The sequence below is a fragment of the Flavobacterium odoriferum genome, assembly GCF_025499515.1.
In the GTDB taxonomy this organism is placed as follows: Bacteria; Bacteroidota; Bacteroidia; order Flavobacteriales; family Flavobacteriaceae; genus Flavobacterium; species Flavobacterium odoriferum.
Genome location: NZ_JAMKFA010000008.1, coordinates 66,824 through 92,575, shown reverse-complemented (window position 1 = coordinate 92,575; position 25,752 = coordinate 66,824). Strand labels below are relative to the sequence as shown.

Genomic DNA, 25,752 nt, shown 5'->3' with positions numbered 1-25,752 from the left:
TCACCGCTTAAACTCGCTCAAAATTATGGCTGTGGCTGTGGCTACATTTAAACTTTCGGTGGCTTGCAAATCGCCAAATCTTGGTATGGTAATACGTTTTGAAACTAAGTTTTCAATAGGTTTCGAAATTCCATTAGCTTCGTTGCCCATAACAATAATTCCTTCTGTTGGAAGTTTTTCTTTATAAATAATTGATCCATCCATAAAAGTACCAAAAATAGGCAACTTCGCAGCAGTTAAAAATTGCTCTAAATTTCCATACACCACATTTACCCTACTTATTGAACCCATAGTGGCTTGCACAACTTTTGGATTATATACATCAACCGATTCTTCTGAACAAAATAAAGTTTTAATTCCAAACCAATCACATAAACGTATTATTGTTCCTAAATTTCCAGGATCGCGCACATCATCTAAAGCAAGAATTAATCCATTTTGTTCATACGCAACTGCTTTAGGAATTTTAAAAATCGCTAAACAAGTATTTGGAGTAGTCAAAGCACTAATTTTTTTTAATTCGGCTTCAGTTATGGTATGAACTTTGCGTGTATCAATTGATACAAAATCTGATTTTGTGGTAAATAATTCGTGCAATTCAAAATTAGAATCAAGCAATTCTTGAACACCTTTTACACCTTCAACAAAAAAAAGTTGTTCTTGTTTTCTATATTTTTTTTGCTGTAAACTCGTTATTAGTTTAATTTGGTTTTTACTAACCATAAAAATTGTATTTTTGACTAACTTTTTAAAAAGGACTTTGAAAAATATTTTACCAAAAATAACATTATTATTTGTAATCGGAACAATAATTTATTCGTGTTCGTTAGTTAAACGCGTGCCTGAAAATAAACAACTACTCGTAAAAAATGAAATTTATACCAACGAAAAACTAATAAAAGAGGAACGAGTTAATAATATATTAACACAACAGCCCAACAATAAGTTTTTCAAATATCCTTTGCGTTTGAGTTTATATAACTTGGCAAAAAAAAATCCAGATTCATCCTACAATGCTTGGTTAGACAAAAAACCGAACCGCAGAAAAAATTTAAAAAAACTTATTTCAGACAAACAAATAGGGCGTTTAGGAAAATCGTTTTTAGTTGCTGGATTTAGTAATTTCTTAAAAAAAACAGGCGAACCACCAGTAATTCTTGATAAAAAGAAAGCCGAAAAGTCAAAAGAACGTTTATCTGGATTTTATTACGATAATGGTTATTTAAAAAATACTGTTTCGTTTAAAATTGATTCAATTGGAAACAAAAGAGGTAAAGTTACTTATACTGTAACAACAGGAAATCCATATAAAATCGACTCTTTATCTCGAGAAATTGAAACCCCTGAAATTGACAGCTTGTATCAAACGGAAGCCAAAAAATCATTAATAAAACCTGGGGAACAGTATTTGTATTCTAATTTTGATAACGAAAGAAAACGTATTACTAAGCATTTTAGAAATAATGGTGTATACCATTTTCAAGAAAACCATGTAAAATATGAAGCTATTCAAAACGATTCGGCTCAAAAATTAGGAATTATTCTTAAAATAGAAGACAGGAGTGTAAAAATGGGCGACACTTTAGTTAAAAAACCTTTTACAATTTATAAAATTAGCCAAGTCAATATTTTTACCAATAATACTTCCAAAAAAGAAAACAATCAAGTTAAAGATAGTGTGGTTTACAAAGATTATAATTTTTTTAGTACGGGAAAATTACAATACAAACCAAAGGCAATATTGAATTCGGTTTTTATTGAAAAAGGCGAATTATTTAGCGATATTGATAGATCATTAACTTCAAAATCACTTAATAATCTGAATGTTTTTAATTATCCAAACATTGAATACATTGAAGATCCTAATGATTCCACTAAAACCTCCTTAATCACAAACATCTATTTAGTAAACAAGAAGAAATATGCTTGGCGACCTTCAATTGATGTTACCACATCTGATATTCAACAATTTGGAATTAGCGGACGAATGTCATTTACTTGGCGAAATGTGTTTAGAAGAGCAGAAAATTTAGAAATTTCCACACGTGGTAATATAGGTTCATCTAAAGATTTTGCCAATCCAAATAATGTTTTCTTTAATATTTTTGAATACGGTATTGATGCCAAATTGAACATTCCAAGGATCTTCTTCCCTTTAAATACTAAGAAAATCATCAAGAAGGAAATGTTTCCTTCTACCCAAATTAGTGTTGGTTTAACTAATCAAAAAAACATTGGATTAGACAAACAAAGTTTATCTGGTGGTATCAACTACAATTGGTCAACAACTAATGGTAGGAACAACTTTAAGTTTGATTTATTAAACATCAACTATGTAAGAAATCTAAATGCAGGAAATTATTTTAATGTATATAGAACTTCATACAATAGACTTAATGAATTGGCTTTAATTTACAATGTAACACCAGAGTATATTCAAGGAGGACAATTAACAGATGAAGGAACATTAGGTTTCATGTTAGATGTTTTTAGTGGAGCTACTTCATTAACCTCAAATGATCAAGATTATAAAACTATTTTAAGTATTTCAGAAAGATATATTCGTTTAGTAGAAGACAACCTAATAGTTTCATCAAGTTTTGCTTTTAATAGAAGTACAAAAAGTAATATTAGCGATAAAAGTTATTACAATTTTAAAGCAAGAATTGAATCGGCTGGAAACTTTTTATCACTTTTAGGCAACGGGTTAAATTTAACCAAAGAAGAAAGCGCTGCGGGAAATACAAAACTTTTCGGAATTGAATATGCACAATACATTAAAACCGAAGTAGATTTTGTAAAGCAATGGGATTTTGGAAAGAAAAACTCTTTAGCCATGCGCACCTTTGCTGGAATTGCAATTCCTTATGGAAACGCTAAGTCAATTCCTTTTTCACGAAGTTATTTTGCTGGTGGTTCAAACGACAACAGAGGATGGCAAGCCTATAGTTTAGGGCCAGGACGAAGTGGAGGTGTGAATGATTTTAATGAAGCCAATTTAAAATTAACGTTCAGTACAGAATATCGTTTTAGAGTAGGTGGCAATTTTTATAGTGCCGTGTTTGTTGATGTGGGTAATATTTGGAACTTTTTAGATAATGTAGAAGACGAACGCTATACTTTCACTGGAATAAAATCTTTAGAAGATTTAGCAGTTGGCTCTGGATTAGGATTACGCTATGATTTTGACTTTTTTGTTTTTCGAATCGATTTAGGTTACAAAACTTATGATCCTGGAAGAGAAATAGGTGATAGATGGTTTAGAGGAATCAACTTCGGAAAAACAGTGCTAAATTTTGGAATTAATTATCCATTCTAATTTTATAAATTCTTATTTTTGCTTTCTTATTATAAAAACATACAACTATGAGTCATAATATTAAACCTGGTGTTGCAACTGGAGATCAAGTACAAGAAATCTTCAACTATGCAAAACAAAAAGGCTTTGCATTACCAGCAGTAAACGTAGTAGGATCGAGCACTATCAATGGTGTTTTAGAAACTGCTGCAAAATTAAATGCACCCGTAATCATTCAGTTCTCTAATGGTGGAGCACAATTTAATGCTGGAAAAGGACTTTCTAATACTGGTGAAAAATCGGCTATTCTTGGGGCAATTGCTGGAGCAAAACATATTCATACACTTGCAGAAGCTTATGGAGCGACTGTTATTCTTCATACTGACCATTGTGCTAAAAAATTACTACCTTGGATTGATGGTTTGTTAGATGCTTCTGAAAAACATTTTGCAGAAACAGGTAAACCTCTTTATAGTTCACACATGATTGACCTATCAGAAGAACCAATTGAAGAAAACATAGAAATATGTAAAGGTTATTTAGCTAGAATGAGCAAAATGGGCATGACATTAGAAATCGAATTAGGAATTACAGGTGGTGAAGAAGACGGTGTAGATAATTCTGATGTTGATAGTTCAAAATTATACACACAACCTGATGAAGTAGCATACGCTTACGAAGAATTAATGAAAGTAAGTCCACGATTTACTATCGCAGCTTCTTTTGGAAATGTACATGGTGTTTACAAACCAGGAAATGTAAAATTAACACCAAAAATCCTTAAAAATTCACAAGAATACGTTCAAAATAAATTCAACACAGGTCACAATCCAGTTGATTTTGTTTTCCACGGAGGTTCAGGTTCTACTTTAGAAGAAATTAGAGAAGCTATTTCTTACGGAGTAATTAAAATGAATATTGATACCGATTTACAATTTGCTTTCACAGAAGGAATTCGCGATTATATGACGTCTAAAATTGATTATTTAAGAACACAAATCGGAAGTCCAGATGGAGCAGATAGCCCAAATAAAAAACACTACGATCCAAGAAAATGGGTTCGTGAAGGAGAAGTTACGTTCAACACAAGATTAGAACAAGCTTTTGCCGATTTAAATAACGTGAATACTTTATAAGTACGAAGTACGAGGTACAAAGTACGAAGTTTAAAATTTATTATTAATTGAAATTAGATGAAGATAAGGTTAGCCTTCCAACTTCTAACTTCTAACTTCTAACTTAATTATGGCTTGGTTTAAAAGAAAAGAAAAAGGAATCACAACCGCAACTGAGGACAAAAAAGATGTTCCAAAAGGTTTATGGTATAAATCACCAACGGGAAAAATCATTGACCAAGATGAATTGGCAAGAAACTTATGGGTAAGCCCTGAAGACGATTATCATGTACGAATTGGTAGTAAAGAATATTTCGAAATTTTATTCGACAATAACGAATTCACTGAACTTGATGCAAAACTGACATCAAAAGATCCATTAAAATTTGAAGACACTAAAAAATATAGTGATCGTTTAAAAGATGTAATGGACAAAACAAAATTAAAAGATGCTATTAGAACCGGCGTTGGAAAATCAAAAGGAAAAGACTTAGTAGTTTCTTGTATGGATTTTGCTTTTATTGGGGGTTCTATGGGAGCGGTTGTTGGAGAAAAAATTTCAAGAGCCATTGACTATTCTATCAAACACAAAATTCCGTTTGTATTGATTTCAAAATCAGGAGGAGCACGTATGATGGAAGCTGCTTATTCATTAATGCAATTGGCAAAAACCTCAGCAAAACTAGCACAATTAGCTGAAGAACAAATTCCATACATTTCATTATGTACTGATCCTACAACAGGAGGAACTACCGCTTCATACGCAATGTTAGGAGACATCAATATTGGAGAACCTGGTGCTTTAATTGGCTTCGCAGGACCTCGTATTGTAAGAGACACCACAGGTAAAGACTTACCTGAAGGTTTTCAAACTTCTGAATTTTTATTAGAGCATGGGTTTTTAGATTTCATCGCTCATAGAAAAGAATTAAAAAACAAGATAAATTTTTACTTAGATTTGATACAAAATCAACCAATTAGGTAATAAATTTTGCTGTTAAAGATTTTTTCTTTATAGCTTACATATAAAAAAATCTCATCATTTCTGATGAGATTTTTTTATATAATATAATTGATTAAATAATCAACATTGCATCTCCATAAGAATAGAAACGGTATTTTTCTTGAATTGCTTCTTTGTAAGCTTTCATCATTAAATCATGCCCGCAAAAAGCAGAAATCATCATTAACAAGGTAGATTTTGGTGTATGAAAATTAGTTACCATTGCATCTGCTAAGCTAAAATCGTATGGAGGATAAATAAACTTATTTGTCCAACCTGTATATGGATTTAGAGTTCTTTGTGATGAAACTGAACTTTCCATTGCTCTCATTGCAGTTGTTCCAATACAACAAACTCTTCTTTTTTTTGCTTTTGCGTTGTTGATAATGTCGCAAGCTTGTTGAGAAATAATCATTTCTTCAGAATCCATTTTGTGTTTTGATAAATCTTCTACCTCAACTGGATTGAAAGTACCTAAACCAACGTGTAATGTTACTTCAGCAAAATCAATGCCTTTAATTTCTAAACGCTTTAATAAATGTTTAGAAAAATGTAAACCAGCTGTTGGAGCAGCAACAGCTCCTTCTTCTTTAGCATAAATAGTTTGGTAACGCTCAGCATCTTCTGGAGTTACTTCTCGATTGATATATTTTGGAATTGGCGTTTCACCAAGCTCAACTAATTTTTCTCTGAATTCTTCATACGAACCATCATATAAGAAACGTAATGTTCTACCACGAGAAGTTGTATTATCAATTACTTCAGCCACTAACGAATCATCATCGCCAAAATACAATTTATTACCAATACGAATTTTACGTGCTGGATCTACTAAAACATCCCACAAACGCTGCTCTGCATTTAATTCTCTTAACAAGAAAACTTCGATACGTGCTCCAGTTTTTTCTTTATTACCGTATAAACGTGCTGGAAAAACTTTTGTATTATTTAATACCATTACATCACCATCGTCAAAATAGTCTATAATATCTTTAAATAATTTGTGCTCGATTGTACCTGTTTTTCTGTTAACTACCATTAATCGAGATTCGTCACGATTTTCAGTAGGAAACTCAGCTAATAATTCTTCAGGAAGATTGAATTGAAAATGAGATAATTTCATTTAAAAATGTTTAAGTGTTTAAAAGTTTAAGCGTTTACTTTCGTAATACCCTTAAATTCAGTTTGCAAATATACGATTATGAAATAGGCGTTGTCAAGTAAAAAGCGGTTTATTTTATAAATCCCTCTGTTTACTTGACAACGCCAAAATAAAAACTAAAAAAACTACTTATTTTAACTTACTCAACAACTGCACTTTATTGTGCATGTCTTTTGAAGCGGTTAAGATTAATGCTCCTTTTTTTCCTTTATTGTAATAATGAAGTTTGTCTCCTTCTTCCATTTTTATTGTTGTTGTAGCATTTTTTGTAAGTGAATAACTTCCGCCACTTCCAGCATTGATCACCTTTACATCTTCATCAGTATCATTTTTGATTTTAATATCAAATTTTTCAGTAATCATTTCTGTTTTTATAATTGCATTTGTTTGTCTTAGAGAAACTATATTCATCAATAATAATCCAAAAGACAAGATTGCAGTAAATATTACATTTTTCATTTGCTTACAATATTATTTAATTACAATTTTCTTAGTTGAGATGTTATTTTCTGCATCTTGAATTCTTACCACATACATTCCTGTAGCTAAACCAGAAACATTGATTTGTTTTTGATTGGAAGTCAATACTTTTTGTCCTTGAATGTTGTAGATTTCAACTGATTGAATATCTAAAACAGTTTCAATGTTTAAAATATCACGAACTGGGTTTGGGTATAAGGCAACTTCTAGATTGTTTTGTGTGAAGTTTGACGATGATAGTGCGTTGTTAGTGTATAAACTTGTAATATCGGCTTGTTCTAAAGCATAATTGTAAATTTTTAAGTCATCAATTACGCCACTAAAAGAACCCGCGCCAGCAAAACTAGTTCCAATTCTAAATAAATTATTATCATTTATGGTATTCCATGATTTAGCTTGAGAACCTAACAGAACACCATCTTTATAAATTTTTGCAGTTGTTCCATCATAAACATACACATAATGATACCATGTTAAAAGATTGTTTGTAGTTGTAACAGTATAATTATTGTTAAAACCAAAAATAGAAGTTTCTCCATAATCGACAGTACCTCCAAACATATTATCATTACTTAAAGTACCATAATAAAAAACAGGATTAATAAAAGAACCTGTATCATAATTATATAATTTTACCCAAACGGAAACTGAGCGTTCAGCATTACCATAAGGTAAATTAGAAATTGTAGCTGTAGAACCAATATAACCTATATTAATTGCACCTATAGGATTACTATGTCTATCAGTTGTAAATGAAGTATTTGCATTTGAAGCAAATGGAGCCAAACCTAATACATTGTTATAAGTATTATCAAAACTATATTCTGCGATGGGACCTGTTGGTGCAGGACCTGTTTGAACAGCAGAAAAATCATCAAAAAATGCTCTATTATCAGAAGCATTCATTTGCATTCTAAATCTTACTGAAGTTCCATTAGGAGCTACTCCAGCCGCTATATTTCCTGAAAGTACCAAACATGAAGTTGTAACTACTGGGCTTGAGGATAATAGTACCCATGATCCACTATTGTTTAATTCATAATAAAGATAAACATTACCATTTCCTGATGCATCGCTATTGGCTCTATAGTTGAAGGAAACATTGATACTATTTCCATTTGAAACATATCCTGAAGTGTAAATAACAGAAAATGGATTTGAAAAGGGCATAATAGCTGACATCAATTTATACGAACCGTTACAAGCCAAACCTGACGTTGGAGTTGTAGTAATAGACCCTCCAGAAGTCCAGCCAACTGGAGCAACTCCAGATTCAAATCCTTCAGTTACGTTAACTTGCGCATTTCCAAACGAAAATGCAAATAATAAAAATAATAGTAATCTTGTTTTCATAAGAGGTAATTTTAAAGTTTGATTCAAAAGTATTTCGATTTACTCATTGAAAATTGAACTAGTTTACCAAAGTGTATTTTCAGTTAACGAAATAAATTTTCGTTAATCAATACCTTGGTTTGGTAAACTCGTTCATCATATTAATTACGTATTCCTTACATTTGTTTAAAATCATAATCGTTTGCGAATTATATTACTTACACTTTTTCTTTTTGTATCGAATTTAGGTTTAAGCCAAAATCCGTATCATATTACTATTGACAAAACTTCGGGGTTGCCATCTAATAGTGTGTATGATATTTTTCAGGACAGCAAAGGTTTTATGTGGTTTGCAACTGGAAAAGGATTGTGCCGATATGATGGAAATGACTTTAAATTATTTACTGCCGATTTTCAAACTTCTAAATCGGGCTCATGCATTGCAGAAGATGCTTTTGGCAGAATTTGGTATGCCAATTTTGACGGATTTTTATACTATGTAGAAAAAGGAAGTTTAAAAGCATTACCGCAAAAAACTTCGCTTGGTTATTATAGATTTGGAATCATCAAAATGACCTTTTTTTAATTCAACCTGAAGCAATTCTAGTATATGATTTAAAATCTTTAAAAGTAAAAGCAAAACACATTATTAATGATAAAGAAGTTCGTTTTTGTTATGCTACTAAAGAAAAATTCTATGTTTTAGGCAATTATTTATATGAATTGGGCAATAAAAATGGAATTAAAAAACATAAATTACCTGAAGATTTTTACGCAGAAATCATTACGCCAATTATTAATACTTGGAACCAAAAACTAATTATTAATTCTAAATCAACTGCTATTTATTATAGTTTTGAAAAAGGCAAATTTTCTAAATTCAAATTAAACAATTCTATTGATTTTACCCAAAACACAGCAATTACAGATGACGCAATTTGGATTTGTACACCTAACGGTATGCATAAAATCGACTTGCTTTCCAACCAAAATAAAACATATTTTACTGATCAAAATATATCGTATATCCTTAAAGACAAACACAATAACTACTGGATTTCGACACTAAATAAAGGTGTTTTATTTATTCAAGATTTTTCAAATAATTTTATTGATTTACAACCTAGACCAAACTCATTATCATTAGGCAAAAATGAAGTTTTTATTGGTGCAGAAAAAGATTTAATTTACAAACTCAATTGTAAAAATCTTCAAACTGAAATTATTTACGAGAGTAAAAGCAATCATTCAATAAGTCAAATTTTTGCTGATACAATTAATGAAAAAGTGTTTTTCAATTCGTTTAAATTCAATATTTTAAATAAAAATAATCAAATTACAAATGAATTTTCAATAGCTATAAAAGACATCAAAAAAGTAGATAAAAAATATTTCTCGTTTGCTGCAAGTGGAATTTTAGGTATTTTTTGTGTGGATAAAAATCTTAAAAGTAGCTGGGATACTATTTTTGAAAAAAATAAAAAAGAAGACTTTTCAGGATTTAATCAAGCGCTACTTTTAAATAATACAAACGGAAAATCCACAGAATACAACGCAATAAACAACACGATTTATTATGCAACAAATAATGGATTAATAGCAATTACTAATGATGGAAAAACGCAAGAACTAAAACATAAAAACGAAACATTGTTTTTAGTTAAAATTCAAAAATATAAAGACAACATTATAGGTTTATCCACAGCAGAAAAACTCTACTCGATTAATGCTGAAAATGTAGTTACCCGTTTTAAACTTCCAGAGTTTATTGCAAAAGAAAAGTTTAATCGCTTTTTTATAAGAAATCAGTATTGTTATTTATTTTCTACAAATAGCGTATATGAATATGATTTTGAAACACAAAATATACAAAAAGTAATTTCGTTAAGCAATGATATTGAAGCAACCGATGTTATTTTAAAAAACAATCAGTTATTCTTTGCTACTTCTAAAGGAATTGTAATTAAAAACAGAAACGAAATTGGCAATTTCCCGAAACCAAAACTCATCATAAATGAAATCCAAATTAACGGAAAACGAAGAGAAGTCAATCAATTAAAAGAACTAAACCCAGATGAAAATGACATAGCAATTAACTTTTCAACCTTAGCGTTTGTTCCTAATGAAAGTTATAGCGTTTCGTATAAAATCAATAATTCTGAATGGAAAACCTTAGATTTAAACGATAAAAATCTAAAACTTTATTCATTAGCTTCTGGAAATTACACCATTCAATTGGCAATAAATCATGACAATTTAAAAATTGATTTACAAACAATTCAATTCGAAATCAAAAAACCATTTTGGTTAAAACCTATATTTTTATTTGGGTTCGGATTTGTTTTCTTAGGATTAATTTATACTTTTTATAAACTGCAAATTTTAAAATTAGAAAAACGAAATCAACTCCTTTTAGAAAAAGTAAACTTGGAAAAAAACTTAAATCAATCGAAGTTAAAAGCCATAAAATCACAAATGAACCCCCATTTTTTCTATAATGCTTTGAATACTATTCAGTCTTTTATTTTGTCAAACGAAAAAAAACAAGCTGTAAGTTATTTGTCAAAATTTTCTAACTTAACTCGCACTATTTTAGAAATGACCGAAAAAGAAACCATTTCTATTGCCGAAGAAGTAAAAACACTCGGTTTATATTTAGATATTGAAAAAGCTAGATTTGAAGAAGATTTTAATTATCATATTCTAGTTGACGACGAAATTGATGCTGAAAACATAAAAATACCAACGATGCTTTTGCAACCTTATGTAGAAAATGCTGTAAAACACGGATTGTTGCATAAACAAGGTGAAAAAGCAGTTACTATTCACTTCCAAAAAGAAACAGAGCATATAAAAATTAGTATTGATGATAATGGAATTGGTCGTCAAAAAAGCACTGAATTAAATGCTATAAAAAACAAAAATCACAATTCTTTTGCCACTGAAGCTATGCAAAACAGAGTGAACTTACTTAATCAATACAATCAAAAAAATATTTCAATTCAGTATATCGATAAAACAAACTTGAACAATCAACCTACTGGAACCTCAGTTGTTTTTGAAATACCAATAACTTATTAAGATGAAAGCAATAATTATAGACGACGAAAAAAGAGCAAGAGTTTCATTAGCCTTACTTATTCAGGAATATTGTCCAAATGTGGAAATTGTAGCCGAATGTGAAAATCTCTCACAAGGAGTAAAAGCCATTAGAAAACATAATCCTGATTTAGTTTTATTAGACATTGAAATGCCTGGTCATAGCGGATTAGAATTGTTAGATTTTTTTGATGAAAACGATGTGAATTTTTCCATTATTTTTACCACTGCGTATAACGAATATGCGTTGCAAGCATTTAAGTTTTCGGCAATTGATTACTTATTGAAACCTATTAATCCGGAACAATTAGCATATGCTATTACCCGATTAGAAAAACAAAAACAAAAGCTCGAAAATTTCAAAATATTAAAAGAAAACATTCAGCAAGAAAGTTTAAGTAAAATTGCAGTTCCGTCAGGAAATACATTAATCTTTTTAGATACTACAAAAATTGCTCATATTAAAGGAGAAGGTGCTTATTCTGAAGTGTTTTGCACAACCGGAACAAAAAATTTAGTAAGCCGAAATCTCAAAAATTTTGAAGATATTTTATGTTCAGATAAGCGTTTTATGCGTGTTCACAAATCATATATCGTAAATTTTGAACAAGTAGTTGCATACAATAAATCAGATGGTGGAAGTTTAGAATTAAACACAGGAGTTCATATTCCGGTTTCACCTGATAGAGCGCAACAAATATTGGAGCAAATTCAAATTGTGAAGAGATAAATTAAATTTCATTAACATCAAATCCAACAGATTTTAAATCCTCCCAAAAACTTGGATACGATTTAGAAACCACCTCAGCATTTTCAATAATAATTGGAACTTTTAATGCTAAAGGCGCAAAAGCCATAGCCATTCTGTGGTCTTGATAAGTTGAGATTGAAATTTTTTCCTTAATTGCAGAAGAGGATTTCAAATACAAAGAATCATTAGTTACAGAAATTTCAGCGCCTAATTTTGTTAATTCCATTTTTAAAGCCTCTAATCTGTCCGTTTCTTTGATTTTTAGCGTATGTAATCCAGTTAAATCACAACCCATTCCTAATCCAAAACAAGTTACGGCAATGGTTTGTGCAATGTCGGGAGAGTTGTTGAGTTGCGAGTTGTGAGTTGTGAGTTGTGAATTATGAATTCTTTCTTTTGAAATCGTGATTGAATTATCACTATTAAAAGTAGTTTCAACACCAAAATCTTGATAAATTTCAACTAAAGCGCTATCACCTTGCAAACTATTTTCTTTATAACTCGAAAGTGAAATTTGTATACCAATTTCAGACAAAGCAACAATGGAATACCAGTAGGATGCTGAACTCCAATCGGACTCAATTATGAATTGTGAATTGTGAATTAGCTTCGCTCTGTTCGCCTCTGGCTCGAGTGTGAATTGCGGTTTTACAGAAATTTTATTTCCAACAAAAGAAGTCTTTACTCCTATTTCATTTAATAAAGCCAATGTCATTTTAATGTACGGAACAGATGTAATTTCTCCTTCCAAAGTTAATTCTAAACCATTTTCAAGCTTTGGAGCAATTAGCAACAATGCCGAAATATATTGGCTACTTACATTGGCTGGTAATGAAACTTTGTTTTGAGTTAATTTTTTTCCTTTGATTCGAATAGGCGGAAAACCCTCATTTTCTTCATAACTAATTTCAGCTCCCAATTGATTTAATGCATCCACCAAAACTTTAATTGGACGCTCTTTCATTCGAGAAGAACCAGTCAGCACCACTTCTTTTCCTTCTTGGATTGCGAAAAAAGAGGTTAGAAAACGCATAGCAGTTCCGGCGTGGTGAACGTCTATTAATTCTGAATTGTGAATTGTGAATTGTGAATTTAGCGCCTTTTGCATCACTTCAGAATCATCAGAATTGGAGGTGTTTTCCAATGTTAAATTTGGATATAACGCTTGCAATAGCAACAATCTGTTAGTTTCAGATTTACTTCCCGTAATTTTTACTTTTGCCTTTTGCCTTTTATCTTTTGCCTTTTCTAAATGTAAATCCATTATTTCGTAACCATTTTTAGTCCAACAATTGATAAAATTAATGTCGTGATGAAAAAAACTCGCCAAAAAGTTGCAGGTTCTTTAAAAACAATGATTCCAACTAAAACGCTACCCACGGCACCAATTCCTGTCCAAACAGCATAAGCGGTTCCAATAGGTAATTCTTTGGTGGCTTTTACTAATAATATCATACTGATTGAAAGACACACCAAAAAACCTCCGTACCAAAGCAGAGAAGTATTTCCCGTTGATTCTTTTGCTTTTCCGAGGCAAGTGGCAAAACCTACTTCGAATAATCCTGCTATTATGAGTAAAATCCAGTTCATGTTTTTAATTGTGAATGGTGAATGGTGAATGGTGAATTCATAATTTACAATTCACCATTATTTCTTCCCTATTCTTTGTTTTGTTGTAATAATTATTGAAGCTAAAATTTTATTTATTTCAATAATATCGTTTTTTAATGATTGAAATTGTGTTTCGTTAAGATATTCTGACTGAAACAAAAGTTCCAACCAATAATCTGTTTCATTTGCTTCTTTTTGAGCAATGGCGAGCTTGTGAATAAAATCTAATTTACTTTCTGCTTGCTCTGCTTCACGAGCCAAAGCACCAATTGCTGTTCCGCTTCTTAGAAGTTGTTTACTTAAAACATATTCCTTCTTTTCCTGATTCAGAAATTGATATAATTTAACTACTCGTAATGCAAAATTAAATGATTTATTTTTAATAACATTATCTCCCATAATTCATCATTTACAACTCACCATTCACAACTCACCATTCACAACTCACCATTATTTAAGTTTCTCGTTATTATGATGTCTATCGTGATCGCGTTTGGTTTTTAAATCCATTTTTTTATCAAACGCTACTTGTAAATCTACACCTGTTTGATTGGCAAGACACAAAACTACAAAAACTACATCGGCTAATTCTTCACCAAGGTCTTTGTTTTTATCACTTTCTTTTTCTGATTGTTCGCCATAACGACGCGCAATAATTCGGGCAACTTCGCCTACTTCTTCGGTAAGTTGAGCCATGTTTGTTAATTCATTGAAATAACGAACTCCGTGTTCCTTAATCCAATTATCAACTTCTTGTTGGGAGTTTTTTAAATCCATTTTATTTTTATTTTGACACTAAGACACTAAGGCGCTAAGTGAATTTATTTTATATCTTTGTTTTGGAGATCTACGGAACTCCGCCAAAAAAGAGGAGTTCACTATGTGGATTCCTTTTTTGATTTTATTCTTTTAAAAACCCGTATTCATACACTTTTGGTTTTATTTTATCAGCTAAAATGGCGAGTTTACTTCTTAACTCGGCAATTAGTTTGGTGTATGTAGCATCATCACTTTTGCTGTTCATTCTGCCTTTGTCGTTTCTGCCTTGAAAATATTCTCTTATGTCGTATAAACTGGCGTTTACGTTATAACCACCCCGACCTTCGGCCACCCCTCCAAAAGAGGGGAATTGTTGCGCGTGGTAGTATTTCCATAATTCACGACCAGCATCAAAAACAGCGGTGGCTTCTTCTGAAAAAACTAATGGTTTTTGTTCTTCTGTTTTCGTTTGCTCAAAAAGTGTATCATTTGTAGCTTCATGCTTTATTTTACCTTTTATAAAGTTAGTCATAAAATTGCTTTCAAACTTGGCTTGTGCATTGACTTCATATTCTGTAAACGGAATCCAATGGTTGGTGCCGTATTGACTTTGAATATTATTGCTAAATAATGAATAAGTCAAACAATTTGTTTTAAATTCTGAATCGGTTTGCCAACTATCAATTGGATATAAATATTGATCTCTATCGTTAAGCCATGTCGGTTCAATAATATTACGTAAAGTAAAGTAAATAGAAGTTTCTATTATATTCTTATTTGTAATTTCTGTAACCTTTGATTCCCTAAAATCACTTTCAGATGGTTGACTTGTTATGAAAATAGTACGATTTTGTTGAACATCGACACCTTGAATTCTTAAATATCCTATTTTTTCCGTTTTCTTGTCAAAATATTTTCGAAGCCAATCAATAATAAGACTACCTTTTTTAACAGCATAAAAAGTTTTTTTGTCTACATTCCAGTCTGAGGATAAATCATCACTCAAAATTACGTCTGTTGAAATTTTAGCAATTTCTAATTTACAAGACAAATCCCAAATCAGAAAACCTATAGGAAAAAGTCCTTTAACATTATCAAAACTATCAGCTCGACAAATAAATCCAGCCTTATATTCTGCTCTAAAAAATGAACGAAATTTGGTAAAATTCTGAGAATTCAAATATTTTAATTTACTAAAAGAAGCAAGCTTACAATCTGGAATTTCAATATAAATTCTTGTAAAAAACTGAATAAACAATTCATTTATTGCGCTACCATTTAACTCTTTGTATTTATCATAAACTTTGTTATTCGAACTAACTCCTTCTTTGCTCTTGATACCATAACTTGAAGCCTCCGCATACGGCGGATTTATATAAATAACTAACTTTTTACGCTTTTCTTCATCATTAATAATGTCTTGTAAACTTTGTGGTAGCTTGGAAAAATCGTCATTTAAAAAATCAAATTGGAAAACGTTGTTTTTAAGCAAGTTGGCACCATGATCGATGCGTTCGTGCATTACGTTTACATCGGCTTGGTCAAGCGTGCTGGCAAAAATGTTGTATTTGTTGGTTAATCCAGCCAAAAGGTTGCCCGTTCCGGCAGCACAATCCCAAATGTAGTATTCGTCTTGCCAGTTTTCGCCTAAATAATCGGTTAAATATTTTTGCGATAATTCTACCCAAATACGTGGTGTAAAAAACGCTCCTTTGCGCTCACGAATGTCTTGCGGCACTAATAAATCGCGGCGTTCTATAATGTAATCTTGAAATTCTTTGAGTGGTGGTCGTTTGTAACGTTTCCAAAAATGCAAATAAATGTCTTTGTTTTTTAACGTAATGGTAGCGTCAAACATTTGCTTCAGGTTTTCCTTAGCAATTTTATACCCTTCGTGTTGAAAAACCACAAACAAATTATCTCTAATAGACAAATCGTCTTCTATATTTTGCGTGTCTTTGTCGTCTACAAATAAATCGGCAAGATAAAAATCGCTGTCTAAAATATTGGCTTTTTTAAGCGCGTCCCAATCTACATTAATAGTAGGTTTTACCACTTCTAACCAACGTAAATAAATAGGAATAAAGTTATTTTTATCGATTTTTAATTTGCTGGTTGTGGTAGCTTTTGCCACATTGTTTTTGATGAACGCTTGCAGTTCTTTTTCGTCTTTTTCGTAATCATAAACGTAAGTGTTTTGCTTCAACGTAGCTTCAACACGTTGTTTAATTAATTGAAATTCTTTGGTTTCATGATTACTGGGCGTTACATTCCAATTGAAATCGTTTAAATAAAAAATATCTTGCACATTGATATACGGCACAAAGGCAATTTTTTTAAAATCAAACGCGCCTAAAAACGCAGGCGGAATAGTTTTGTCAAAAGTTCGTGCTTTGCCAATAGTTAAAATGAGCTGTACAAACATCGTTGGCACATCAAAATTACCTGTTTTAGCTTCTGCCCAAAGCAAAGGTGTACGACCAAAAAGATTATCTTGTTGCGGAAAAACGGTAAAATCGATGTTACCTAAAATTTCGGTAGTGTCAAATTGTTTGAACCAATCGGCACCTACTTTGTTTTTAAGTTCTTCTTCGCGGATTTTATTGTATTTCATTTTGGCTGTATTCTTTGTGTGAAACAAATATAATTATAATTGTGAATTATAAATTGCGTTTTGTGCGTGATTTTATACAAAAAAACACTTCGGGTTGAAGTGTTTTTATAATTTGAATTGGTCTTTTCTGAATTTTCGGGGAAGTAATGTTGAATTAGAAAAACAAGTTATAATTTTTTCAAACTCTTCATCTAATAATTTTCCTTTAAATTCAATATCTTCTACTTGATAAGTTGACAAAAGATTTGCCTCTGATTCATCAAACACGTATTGCGCATACAAATAGGTATCTAATTGAAAAGAAAAGTTGTTATCTGTTACAATAATGTCTTTTGGAATATAATAACAACAAATACATTTCTCTGGAAAAGAAATACAACCGTGATTTTTTTCAATATTAGCAGGTAACGATTCTACTTTGGTAGGCAAGATTGCTGCTATAAAACCATTTTCAATTGTTTTTAATACGAGAAAGAATTTATTTTTTGGCTCGTTTCCGTTTTTGAAAATATAATCTTTAAAATAAAGTAAATTTCCTTTCTCAAACATCTTTTATCTTTGATTTAAAGATGCTGTAAAATTTAAAAACTCTAAATGATCATTGTAAAACGCTAATTTATTTTCGTCATGAGAAACTAAATCTGCAAAATCAATTTTGATATCCGTTGAATTAATCTCTTCATTTAACAAAGCTTCTAAAACACCATTTTTCATAGCTGTTGTATACCAAAGAGAATTTGTTTGATGTGTAAAATCAACTAAATATTTAGTGTTTTTACCTGAAAATTTTGCTGCAATTTCATCAAATATTGCAATATCAGAATCAGAAAACTCATCGTCATTAAAATCTGCCACAGGAGAAATATGAGTTGCATTTTCTATAACTTCAGATTTTATATACTCTTTTAAAAGCGAAGCGCCATCATTAAATTCAATGTACAAATCTTGACAAACTGGACCATATTTCCAAATTTCATATTGTAAATTGAACATTGGAAATCCTCTTTTCTTTACAGAATATTCATCTAAAATATACACAAGTTTTAACAAACTTGTCTTTGGAAGAAAGCCCATTTTTTCAATTAAATAAATTAAGCCATTACCTAATTTATCAATTTGATTTCGTGAATATTTATTGTTAGTTGTCATAATTTTGTTGAATAGTTAAAATGTTGATTTTCAAAAACATAAACTAATTAAGGAGTGCAAAGATAATACCATTTGTAATAAACTTCATTAAAATTACAATTTTTTTTTGAATTCAAGTGTTTTAAAGTCAAAAACTTACTCCTTATTTTTTGTATCGATTATAATGGTAACTGGACCATCATTTACTAAGCTCACTTTCATATCGGCTCCAAATTGTCCGGTTTGTACTTTTTTACCTAATTCAATTTCTATTTGTTGAACGAAAGATTCATAAAGTGGAATTGCTATTTCGGGTTTTGAGGCTTTAATATAACTTGGACGATTCCCTTTTTTGGTAAGCGCATGTAATGTGAACTGACTTACAACAATCATTTCGCCATCAATGTCTTTTAGTGACATATTCATTACTTCATTTTCGTCAGCAAAAATTCTTAAATTGGCTATTTTCGATGTTAACCAATTGATATCTTCTTGATTATCGGCATCTTCAATTCCAACTAAAACTAATAAGCCCTGTTGAATTTGAGCTACAATTTCGTTATTTATTGTAACTGATGATTGAGAAACTCTTTGGATTACTGCTTTCATGATAGTTGTGAATGGTGAATGGTGAGTTGTGAATTTACAATTTATAATTTACCATTCACAATTATTTTCTGGTTTCATCGCTAGCTCTTCGTTCGGCATCGTAAATATCTGCTCGATATTGCTCATCGTCACCTTCTAAAATTTGTGTGTAACTTTTATAGCGCGACCACGAAATTTCGTCATTTTCCAATGCTTTTTTGATAGCGCAATGTGGCTCATCTTTATGCAAACAATTATTGAATTTACACTGGTCTTTCAAAGCAAAAAATTCAGGAAAATAATCACCAATTTCTTGTTTTTCCATATCTACAATTCCAAAACCACGAATTCCTGGCGTATCAATAATTTGCGCTCCAAAAGACAAATCAAACATTTCGGCAAACGTTGTCGTATGTTTTCCTTGCGCGTGTGATTCGGAAATTTGTTTGGTTTTTAAATTCAACGAAGGTTCTAACGTGTTTACCAAAGTAGATTTTCCAACACCAGAATGTCCAGAAAACATAGAAACCTTGTCTTTCATTAACGCTTTAAGTTCGTCAATTCCTTTTCCATCTTTAGCAGAAACGCGTAAACATTTATAGCCAATTTCGGTATAAACGTGTTGCAAATATAATTGCTCGTCTAATGTAGAGTCATCAAACGTGTCTATTTTATTGAAAACGATAACGGCTTCAATTCCGTAAGCTTCGGCGGTAACTAAAAATCGGTCGATAAAACTTGTTGTTGTTGGCGGATTATTGATGGTTACCAACAAAAAAACCACATCAATATTTGATGCGATAATATGCATTTGATGCGATAAATTTACCGATTTTCTAACAATGTAATTTTTTCTATCATGAATTGCTGTGATTACTCCTGTGGTTTCATCGGTAGTGTTTTCGATATCATAATCTACAATATCGCCAACCGCAATAGGATTGGTGCTTTTGATACCTTGCATTCTAAATTTACCTTTTATACGGCACTCTAAAAAAGCACCATTTTCTGTTTTAATGGTGTACCAACTTCCGGTAGATTTATATACGATTCCTGTCATTCAAAGTTAGAAGTTAGAAGTTAGAAGTTAGAAGTTTTCTAAATCTACTTCGTTAATTGTAGCAAAGATAGTGTTTCTTGTTAAAATTAAGGAATAAAAAAAGACCACTAAAAGTGGTCTTTTTTTATTAATTTACAAAATATTAGTATTTGTAAGAAACACCTGTTTTGATTGCTTGAGAACCACCAAGAGCGTTAGAATTTGCACCAACAGTAGTTTTGTCTGCTGTTAATAATACGAATGGACAACCTTGTTTAGCTGCATCCATTTTTAATTTTTTCTGAGCTTTTTTGTCTCCAGTATTTCCAGTTTGAAAATTAATCAAACCTGTTTTACCTCTAACTTCACCTACTTTTTTCAACCCAGCGATGTATGACTTATCTTCCAAAATAACTACTTTTTCCCAATCATCCTCACCATTCACAACGATTTTTTCTGTTACTTCTTCAACACGACCTGTTTTTCCATAAACAATTTTTTCAATTGCATATTTACCAAATGTGTTTTCAGCATCTTCACCATCATACTTGAATATAACAGTATATTCATCTAATCTAATTACTTTACCTTCTACAACTTCTCCGTTGTGTTTGTAAATTTTATCAACTTGTGCATTTGCTGCAAAACCTAAAAAAGCAACAGCTAATAATAAGAATTTTTTCATTTTGTTTTAATTTAACGAATTAATTGGTGCGAATTTATAAAAAGATTTTAATTTTTTTGATTTTTTATGAAAAATATTACTTATTAATGACTTTTTCTTGATGTGTAATACTTTCTTGATGTATCGCCTTAAACAAATGCATTACAAATTCGTTACTCAATCCTTTTTCTTCACCTTCTAAAATCATTTTGCCTAAAATCTCGTTCCAGCGTTGGTTTTGCAATATAGCTACGTTTTTCTCTTTCTTTAATAACCCAATTTTATCAGCAACTTTCATTCTGTTACCCAAAATTTCTAACAGTTTACCATCAAACTCATCAATTTGCATACGCAGTTTTGCCATTTTTTGGTTGTACTCACTTTCATCATCAGAAATTTTTCTAACGCGTAAATTGATGAACATTTGTTTCAATATATCTGGAGTTACTTGTTGGGCAGCATCGCTCCACGCATTGTCTGGATCAATATGCGTTTCAATAATTAATCCGTCGTAATTCAAATCTAAAGCTTGTTGTGACACTTCTTGAATCATATCGCGCTTTCCTGTAATGTGCGAAGGATCACAAATCAATGGTAAATCTGGAAAACGATTTTGTAAATCAATAGCAATTTGCCATTCTGGATTATTGCGGTATTTGGTTTTTTCGTAAGTAGAAAATCCTCTGTGAATTACACCTAATTTCTTGATATTCGCATTATATAATCGCTCTAAACCACCAATCCATAAAGACAAATCTGGATTTACAGGATTTTTCAATAAAACGATTTTATCGGTTCCTTGCAAAGCATCTGCAATTTCTTGAACGGCAAATGGATTTACGGTAGTTCTAGCACCAATCCATAACACATCAATATCGTGCTCCAATGCTAATTTTACGTGAGCTGCCGTTGCGACTTCGGTTGCCATTAACAAACCTGTTTCAGCTTTGGCTTTTTGCAACCATTTCAATCCGATTTCGCCTACACCTTCAAAGCCACCTGGACGTGTTCGAGGTTTCCAAATTCCAGCACGGAAAATCGAAACATCTGAATTCTTTAATTCGTGAGCTATTTTTAAAACTTGATCTTCGGTTTCTGCGCTACATGGTCCTGCAATAACTAAAGGATGATTCAATTGAAAATCATCTAACCAAGTGCGTAATTCTTTTTTATTTTCCATAACCATTATTTCACTGTAAAATTACTACTTATTCTTAAATTATTATTGTTTGCTTCTTTCATATTCGCCCAACACCTTGAAATGCGTCGTCATAATTTCCATTACTTTTTTCGCTTTTTCAAAATGTTTATATTTTTCAAAAACCACATCCACAAAAAAAGCATAGGTAAAAGGTGTTTCGATAATAGGAAGCGATTGAATTTTTGTTAGATTCAATTTGCAATTATTCATTACATTTAAAACAGTTGCCAACGAACCTGGCGTGTCATCCAATTCAAATTTTATGGATGCTTTATTGATGAGTTCTTTTGGAATTTCCTTATTACTTGCTTTTAAAACCACAAAACGTGTTTTATTACTTTTTACGGCGTGAATTCCGTCGGCGATAATTTCTAAATTGTAAATTTCAGAAGCAACCGGCCCTGCCAAAGCTCCAATTCCTCTTAATTGATTTTCCTGAATTCGTTTTGCGGTAATTGCTGTATCGGAACTTTCGACCAATTTAATATGCGGATATTGACTAAAGAAATTAGCACATTGCAACAAGGCAATAGGATGCGAATGTACTTCTTTAATATCTTCAATTTTTTGACCTGGAAAAACCATCAAATTCATGTGAATATCCAAAAAATATTCTCCAATAATGTGTAAATCATTTGAATCGATTAATGCATAATTTGGCAAGATTGAACCCGCGATAGAATTTTCTAACGCCATTATTGCTTTGTCCGATTGGTTGGTTTTTAAACTGGTAACCACATCTCTAAATGTAACACACTCATCCAATCCAATTGCTTCACCAAAACAACGATGTGCTACTTGGTGATGAAACGACCCTTGAATTCCCTGAATTGCGACTTTAATTTCCATAATATAAGCAAAAAAAAATCCCGATTTACATCGGGATTGTATGTTTATAAAATAAATTTCTTTGATTTATATAATAGCACAACAATCCCCCTTCTGTCTCCAGAAGAAATAAAAAGAATTGTTATAAAAAAATGTGCTATTGGTAAGCATTGTGACTTTGTTGTTATATTTGGCTAAAGTAATAAAAAAATGAAAACGAAATACTTTTTTAAATAAATTTGAGTTCTTTTAAAAAAAGTTACTTTTGCTAAAATTTACATCATATGTCGATAGAAGTTCAAAATATTTCAAAAAATTACGGAGACCAAAAAGCGTTAGACAACATTAGTTTTTCTGTAAAAAAAGGAGAAATCGTAGGTTTTTTAGGTCCAAATGGTGCCGGAAAATCAACTTTAATGAAAATTTTGACCACATATTTAACAGCCGATAGCGGAACAGCTGTTGTGAACGAACATGATGTAACTTCGGCACAAAAAGATGTGCAAAAATCGGTTGGATATTTACCAGAACACAATCCGTTATATTTGGATTTGTATGTGAGAGAATATTTGGCTTTTAATGCCGATTTACACAAAGTTGCCAAATCGAGAATTGATGAAGTAATTGCTTTAACTGGATTAACACCTGAAAGCCATAAAAAAATAGGTGAATTATCAAAAGGTTACCGCCAACGTGTAGGATTAGCAACGGCTTTATTACACAATCCAGATGTAATGATTTTAGATGAACCGACTACAGGTTTAGACCCAAATCAATTGGTTGAGATTCGTGATTTGATTAAAAATATTGGAAAAGACAAAACCGTTTTTCTTTCCACGCACATCATGCAAGAAGTGGAAGCTATTTGCGATAGAATTATCATTATTGATAAAGGGAAAATCGTTACCGATAAAAAACTAAATAATTTAGTTGCCGAAGAAGCAGAACAAATTATTGAAGTTGAATTTGACAAAAAAGTTTCTGAATCTGATTTTGTGGCTTTACCAAATTTGAAATCGGCAAAAAATACACATGATTTAGTTTGGGAACTTACTTTTACTACAGCAACAGATATGCGACCAGCTATATTTGATTTTGCACAAGTAAACCACTTAAGAACATTACAAATTGTCTTGAAAAGTAAAAACTTGGAACAGATTTTTAGAGAAAAGACAGCAAAAAAGAAATAAAAAAATCTCCTTACAAATAAACCTGTAAGGAGATTTTTTATTTTAAACTAATATTACTTAAGAGTAGCTAAATATTGCTTTCTTAATGCAAAATAGTCATCATAAACTTTAGATAACGCATATTCTGATAAATCTTGATTTAAAGTTGTACTGTAAATAAACTCATCTTCAGTAAAACCATATTTTGTAATTGCCTTTTTTATGTATTTAACAGCAACATCTTTTTTTCCGTCTAAAAAATAACAATTTGCAACCTCAACAAAAACTTCTTTTAAATTTTCATCTCCTGCATTTTTAATATACGATTCATATGCTTTTATAGCTTCAGTATAGTTCTTCTTCTTCCCAAAATCTCTTGCTTTTAAAAGAATAGAATCCAATTCATTTGCAAAGTTTAACTGAGAAATGAATAAAATTACGAAAGTGTAGATAATTTTTTTCATGGGTTTTGTTTTTTTTGTTATTATAAATTTACAAATCTTTTTTGAATAAAAAAATATATATTTATCACTCAGCCTTGTTTTAAACAGAATACAATATATAATTTTAACATTTTTATTAAATTATATTTAATTTAAATCATTAAAAATCAAAATAAATAAAATTTAAAACTTCAAAATCGACTAAATACAGAAAAATTCGAAAAAATGCACTTTTTAAAAAAAACTTTGTTTTTAATCGAATTTATGTGCTTTTCGTCGACAAAATTATTATTTTATTTGATTTATAAAAATTATCACAACCGAAATAACAATTTATTAAACTGAAATTCTGTTGGTTACAATTTATTAAACAATATTTTGTTCAACGTTAACTTCATTTACGAATAAAACATTGATATGGTTTTAAAAAAAATCTCCTAAGTATAAAATACTTAGGAGATTCAACTATGAAAAAAAAATATTATTAAAAAATTTCTTTTGCAATAGCCTTAACATTCTCAGCCTTTCCCATAGAATAGTAATGCAAAACTGGAATTCCAGCTGCGACTAATTCTTTACTTTGTTGCGTACACCATTCAATTCCAATCTGTTTCACAGCATCATTATCGTTAGCTTTTACAACCGCCATAATTAAATCATCAGGCAATTCAACACTAAAGCGATGTGGAATTAAATTCAACTGTTTCTTTGTTGCGATAGGTTTTAATCCTGGAATAATAGGAACGGTAATTCCAGCAGCTCTGCATTTTGCAACAAAATCAAAGAATTTTTTATTATCAAAAAACATTTGGGTGATGATATAATCAGCGCCGTTTTTAATTTTTTGCTTTACGAAATGAATATCACTATCTAAACTTGGTGCTTCCATGTGTTTTTCTGGATAACCAGCAACTCCGATGCAAAAATCAGTTTTTGTTGAATTCTGCAAATCTTCGTCTAAATAAATTCCCTTGTTCAAATTGCTGATTTGTGTTACTAATTCGGATGCATAAGCATGTCCTTCCTTTTCAGGTTTGAAGTAAATTTCGCTTTTAACAGCATCTCCTCGAAGCGCTACGACATTATCAATTCCTAAGAAATCTAAATCAATCAACAGATTTTCAGTATCTTCTTTGGTAAAACCGCCACATAAAATATGCGGAATGGCATCTACTTGATATTTATTCTGAATTCCAGCACAAATTCCAACTGTTCCCGGACGTTTTTTTACTACTTTTTTCTGAAGTAAGCCGTTTGCTAATTCCTTGAATTCATATTCCTCACGATGATAGGTTACATCAATAAATGGCGGATTGAATTCCATCAACGGATCAATACTATCAAAAATAGATTGAATGTTTTGTCCTTTTAAAGGCGGTAAAATTTCGAAGGAGAACAAAGGTTTTCCGTTGGCGTTTTGTATATGTTCCGTTACTTTCATGTTTTATGTTTGTGGTTGATTGTTTAT

25 protein-coding genes are annotated in these 25,752 nt (G+C 31.0%); 7 read left to right on the top strand and 18 right to left on the bottom strand.

Annotated elements, in window-relative coordinates:
• The gene (locus M9Q43_RS07610) at nt 1–723 is read right to left on the bottom strand and encodes a TrmH family RNA methyltransferase (RefSeq protein WP_262318347.1); all 723 of its coding nucleotides are present in this window, start codon (nt 721–723) and stop codon (nt 1–3) included.
• A 37-nt stretch (nt 724–760) separates the two neighbouring features.
• On the opposite strand from M9Q43_RS07610, the gene tamL reads away from it, so the two are divergent.
• From tamL to accD, 3 genes are all read left to right on the top strand, one after another.
• On the top strand, nt 761–3,319 hold the full coding sequence (gene tamL, locus M9Q43_RS07605) for a translocation and assembly module lipoprotein TamL (RefSeq protein WP_262318346.1): 2,559 nt from the start codon (nt 761–763) through the stop codon (nt 3,317–3,319).
• A 47-nt stretch (nt 3,320–3,366) separates the two neighbouring features.
• Nucleotides 3,367–4,434, top strand: coding sequence for a class II fructose-bisphosphate aldolase (gene fbaA / locus M9Q43_RS07600; protein WP_262318345.1), 1,068 nt, complete (start codon nt 3,367–3,369; stop codon nt 4,432–4,434).
• Nucleotides 4,435–4,543: 109 nt separating this feature from the next.
• Entirely contained in the window at nt 4,544–5,398 is an 855-nt protein-coding gene (gene accD / locus M9Q43_RS07595) for an acetyl-CoA carboxylase, carboxyltransferase subunit beta (RefSeq protein ID WP_262318344.1), read from the top strand.
• A gap of 91 nt (nt 5,399–5,489) precedes the next feature.
• Here accD and queA read toward each other — a convergent pair whose 3' ends face one another.
• The 3 genes from queA to M9Q43_RS07580 form a co-directional block, all read right to left on the bottom strand.
• Nucleotides 5,490–6,539 carry a tRNA preQ1(34) S-adenosylmethionine ribosyltransferase-isomerase QueA gene (gene queA, locus M9Q43_RS07590; RefSeq protein ID WP_262318343.1) on the bottom strand — a complete coding sequence of 350 codons (1,050 nt, stop codon included), beginning with the start codon at nt 6,537–6,539 and terminating at the stop codon, nt 5,490–5,492.
• A gap of 168 nt (nt 6,540–6,707) precedes the next feature.
• A complete protein-coding gene (locus tag M9Q43_RS07585; RefSeq protein ID WP_262318342.1) occupies nt 6,708–7,037 on the bottom strand; it encodes a hypothetical protein in 330 nt (109 codons plus the stop codon).
• 12 nt (nt 7,038–7,049) lie between these two features.
• Nucleotides 7,050–8,411 carry a LamG-like jellyroll fold domain-containing protein gene (locus M9Q43_RS07580; protein ID WP_262318341.1) on the bottom strand — a complete coding sequence of 454 codons (1,362 nt, stop codon included), beginning with the start codon at nt 8,409–8,411 and terminating at the stop codon, nt 7,050–7,052.
• 181 nt (nt 8,412–8,592) lie between these two features.
• Between M9Q43_RS07580 and M9Q43_RS07575 the strand changes: the two genes are divergently transcribed.
• From M9Q43_RS07575 to M9Q43_RS07565, 3 genes are all read left to right on the top strand, one after another.
• On the top strand, nt 8,593–8,976 hold the full coding sequence (locus M9Q43_RS07575; RefSeq protein WP_262318340.1) for a two-component regulator propeller domain-containing protein: 384 nt from the start codon (nt 8,593–8,595) through the stop codon (nt 8,974–8,976).
• A 137-nt stretch (nt 8,977–9,113) separates the two neighbouring features.
• Complete coding sequence (locus tag M9Q43_RS07570; RefSeq protein ID WP_262318339.1) at nt 9,114–11,471, top strand: sensor histidine kinase; 2,358 nt, start codon at nt 9,114–9,116, stop codon at nt 11,469–11,471.
• A 1-nt stretch (nt 11,472) separates the two neighbouring features.
• The gene (locus M9Q43_RS07565) at nt 11,473–12,219 is read left to right on the top strand and encodes a LytR/AlgR family response regulator transcription factor (protein WP_262318338.1); all 747 of its coding nucleotides are present in this window, start codon (nt 11,473–11,475) and stop codon (nt 12,217–12,219) included.
• A 1-nt stretch (nt 12,220) separates the two neighbouring features.
• On the opposite strand, the gene aroA is transcribed toward M9Q43_RS07565, so the two are convergent.
• The 12 genes from aroA to M9Q43_RS07505 all read right to left on the bottom strand — a co-directional run bounded on the left by aroA (nt 12,221) and on the right by M9Q43_RS07505 (nt 22,693).
• Nucleotides 12,221–13,504 carry a 3-phosphoshikimate 1-carboxyvinyltransferase gene (aroA, locus tag M9Q43_RS07560; protein WP_262318337.1) on the bottom strand — a complete coding sequence of 428 codons (1,284 nt, stop codon included), beginning with the start codon at nt 13,502–13,504 and terminating at the stop codon, nt 12,221–12,223.
• A complete protein-coding gene (locus tag M9Q43_RS07555; protein WP_111567316.1) occupies nt 13,504–13,830 on the bottom strand; it encodes a DMT family transporter in 327 nt (108 codons plus the stop codon). Before M9Q43_RS07555 ends, aroA begins: the two co-directional genes overlap by 1 nt.
• Nucleotides 13,831–13,887: 57 nt before the next feature.
• Nucleotides 13,888–14,250, bottom strand: a complete 363-nt coding sequence (locus tag M9Q43_RS07550; protein ID WP_262318336.1) for a four helix bundle protein — start codon at nt 14,248–14,250, stop codon at nt 13,888–13,890.
• 51 nt (nt 14,251–14,301) lie between these two features.
• Nucleotides 14,302–14,628 (bottom strand): nucleotide pyrophosphohydrolase, encoded by a 327-nt coding sequence (locus M9Q43_RS07545; protein ID WP_262318335.1) that lies wholly within the window; start codon nt 14,626–14,628, stop codon nt 14,302–14,304.
• Nucleotides 14,629–14,752: 124 nt separating this feature from the next.
• Nucleotides 14,753–17,224: a hypothetical protein gene (locus tag M9Q43_RS07540; RefSeq protein ID WP_262318334.1), complete on the bottom strand. Its 2,472-nt coding sequence runs from the start codon at nt 17,222–17,224 to the stop codon at nt 14,753–14,755.
• Between the two features lie 105 nt (nt 17,225–17,329).
• Nucleotides 17,330–17,773: a hypothetical protein gene (locus M9Q43_RS07535; RefSeq protein WP_262318333.1), complete on the bottom strand. Its 444-nt coding sequence runs from the start codon at nt 17,771–17,773 to the stop codon at nt 17,330–17,332.
• A gap of 3 nt (nt 17,774–17,776) precedes the next feature.
• The gene (locus tag M9Q43_RS07530) at nt 17,777–18,373 is read right to left on the bottom strand and encodes a Panacea domain-containing protein (RefSeq protein WP_262318332.1); all 597 of its coding nucleotides are present in this window, start codon (nt 18,371–18,373) and stop codon (nt 17,777–17,779) included.
• A gap of 135 nt (nt 18,374–18,508) precedes the next feature.
• The gene (gene dtd, locus M9Q43_RS07525) at nt 18,509–18,961 is read right to left on the bottom strand and encodes a D-aminoacyl-tRNA deacylase (RefSeq protein WP_262318331.1); all 453 of its coding nucleotides are present in this window, start codon (nt 18,959–18,961) and stop codon (nt 18,509–18,511) included.
• Between the two features lie 61 nt (nt 18,962–19,022).
• Nucleotides 19,023–20,000 (bottom strand): ribosome small subunit-dependent GTPase A, encoded by a 978-nt coding sequence (gene rsgA, locus M9Q43_RS07520; RefSeq protein ID WP_262318330.1) that lies wholly within the window; start codon nt 19,998–20,000, stop codon nt 19,023–19,025.
• A gap of 142 nt (nt 20,001–20,142) precedes the next feature.
• On the bottom strand, nt 20,143–20,664 hold the full coding sequence (locus tag M9Q43_RS07515; protein WP_262318329.1) for a hypothetical protein: 522 nt from the start codon (nt 20,662–20,664) through the stop codon (nt 20,143–20,145).
• Between the two features lie 76 nt (nt 20,665–20,740).
• Nucleotides 20,741–21,823: a bifunctional 3-deoxy-7-phosphoheptulonate synthase/chorismate mutase type II gene (locus M9Q43_RS07510; RefSeq protein ID WP_262318328.1), complete on the bottom strand. Its 1,083-nt coding sequence runs from the start codon at nt 21,821–21,823 to the stop codon at nt 20,741–20,743.
• A 42-nt stretch (nt 21,824–21,865) separates the two neighbouring features.
• Nucleotides 21,866–22,693 (bottom strand): prephenate dehydratase, encoded by an 828-nt coding sequence (locus tag M9Q43_RS07505; protein ID WP_262318327.1) that lies wholly within the window; start codon nt 22,691–22,693, stop codon nt 21,866–21,868.
• Nucleotides 22,694–22,956: 263 nt separating this feature from the next.
• On the opposite strand from M9Q43_RS07505, the gene gldA reads away from it, so the two are divergent.
• Nucleotides 22,957–23,862 (top strand): gliding motility-associated ABC transporter ATP-binding subunit GldA, encoded by a 906-nt coding sequence (gene gldA / locus M9Q43_RS07500; RefSeq protein ID WP_262318326.1) that lies wholly within the window; start codon nt 22,957–22,959, stop codon nt 23,860–23,862.
• Between the two features lie 53 nt (nt 23,863–23,915).
• On the opposite strand, the gene M9Q43_RS07495 is transcribed toward gldA, so the two are convergent.
• Entirely contained in the window at nt 23,916–24,305 is a 390-nt protein-coding gene (locus tag M9Q43_RS07495) for a tetratricopeptide repeat protein (RefSeq protein ID WP_262318325.1), read from the bottom strand.
• Between the two features lie 463 nt (nt 24,306–24,768).
• Entirely contained in the window at nt 24,769–25,725 is a 957-nt protein-coding gene (metF, locus tag M9Q43_RS07490; RefSeq protein ID WP_262318324.1) for a methylenetetrahydrofolate reductase [NAD(P)H], read from the bottom strand.
• Nucleotides 25,726–25,752 lie beyond the last annotated feature (27 nt).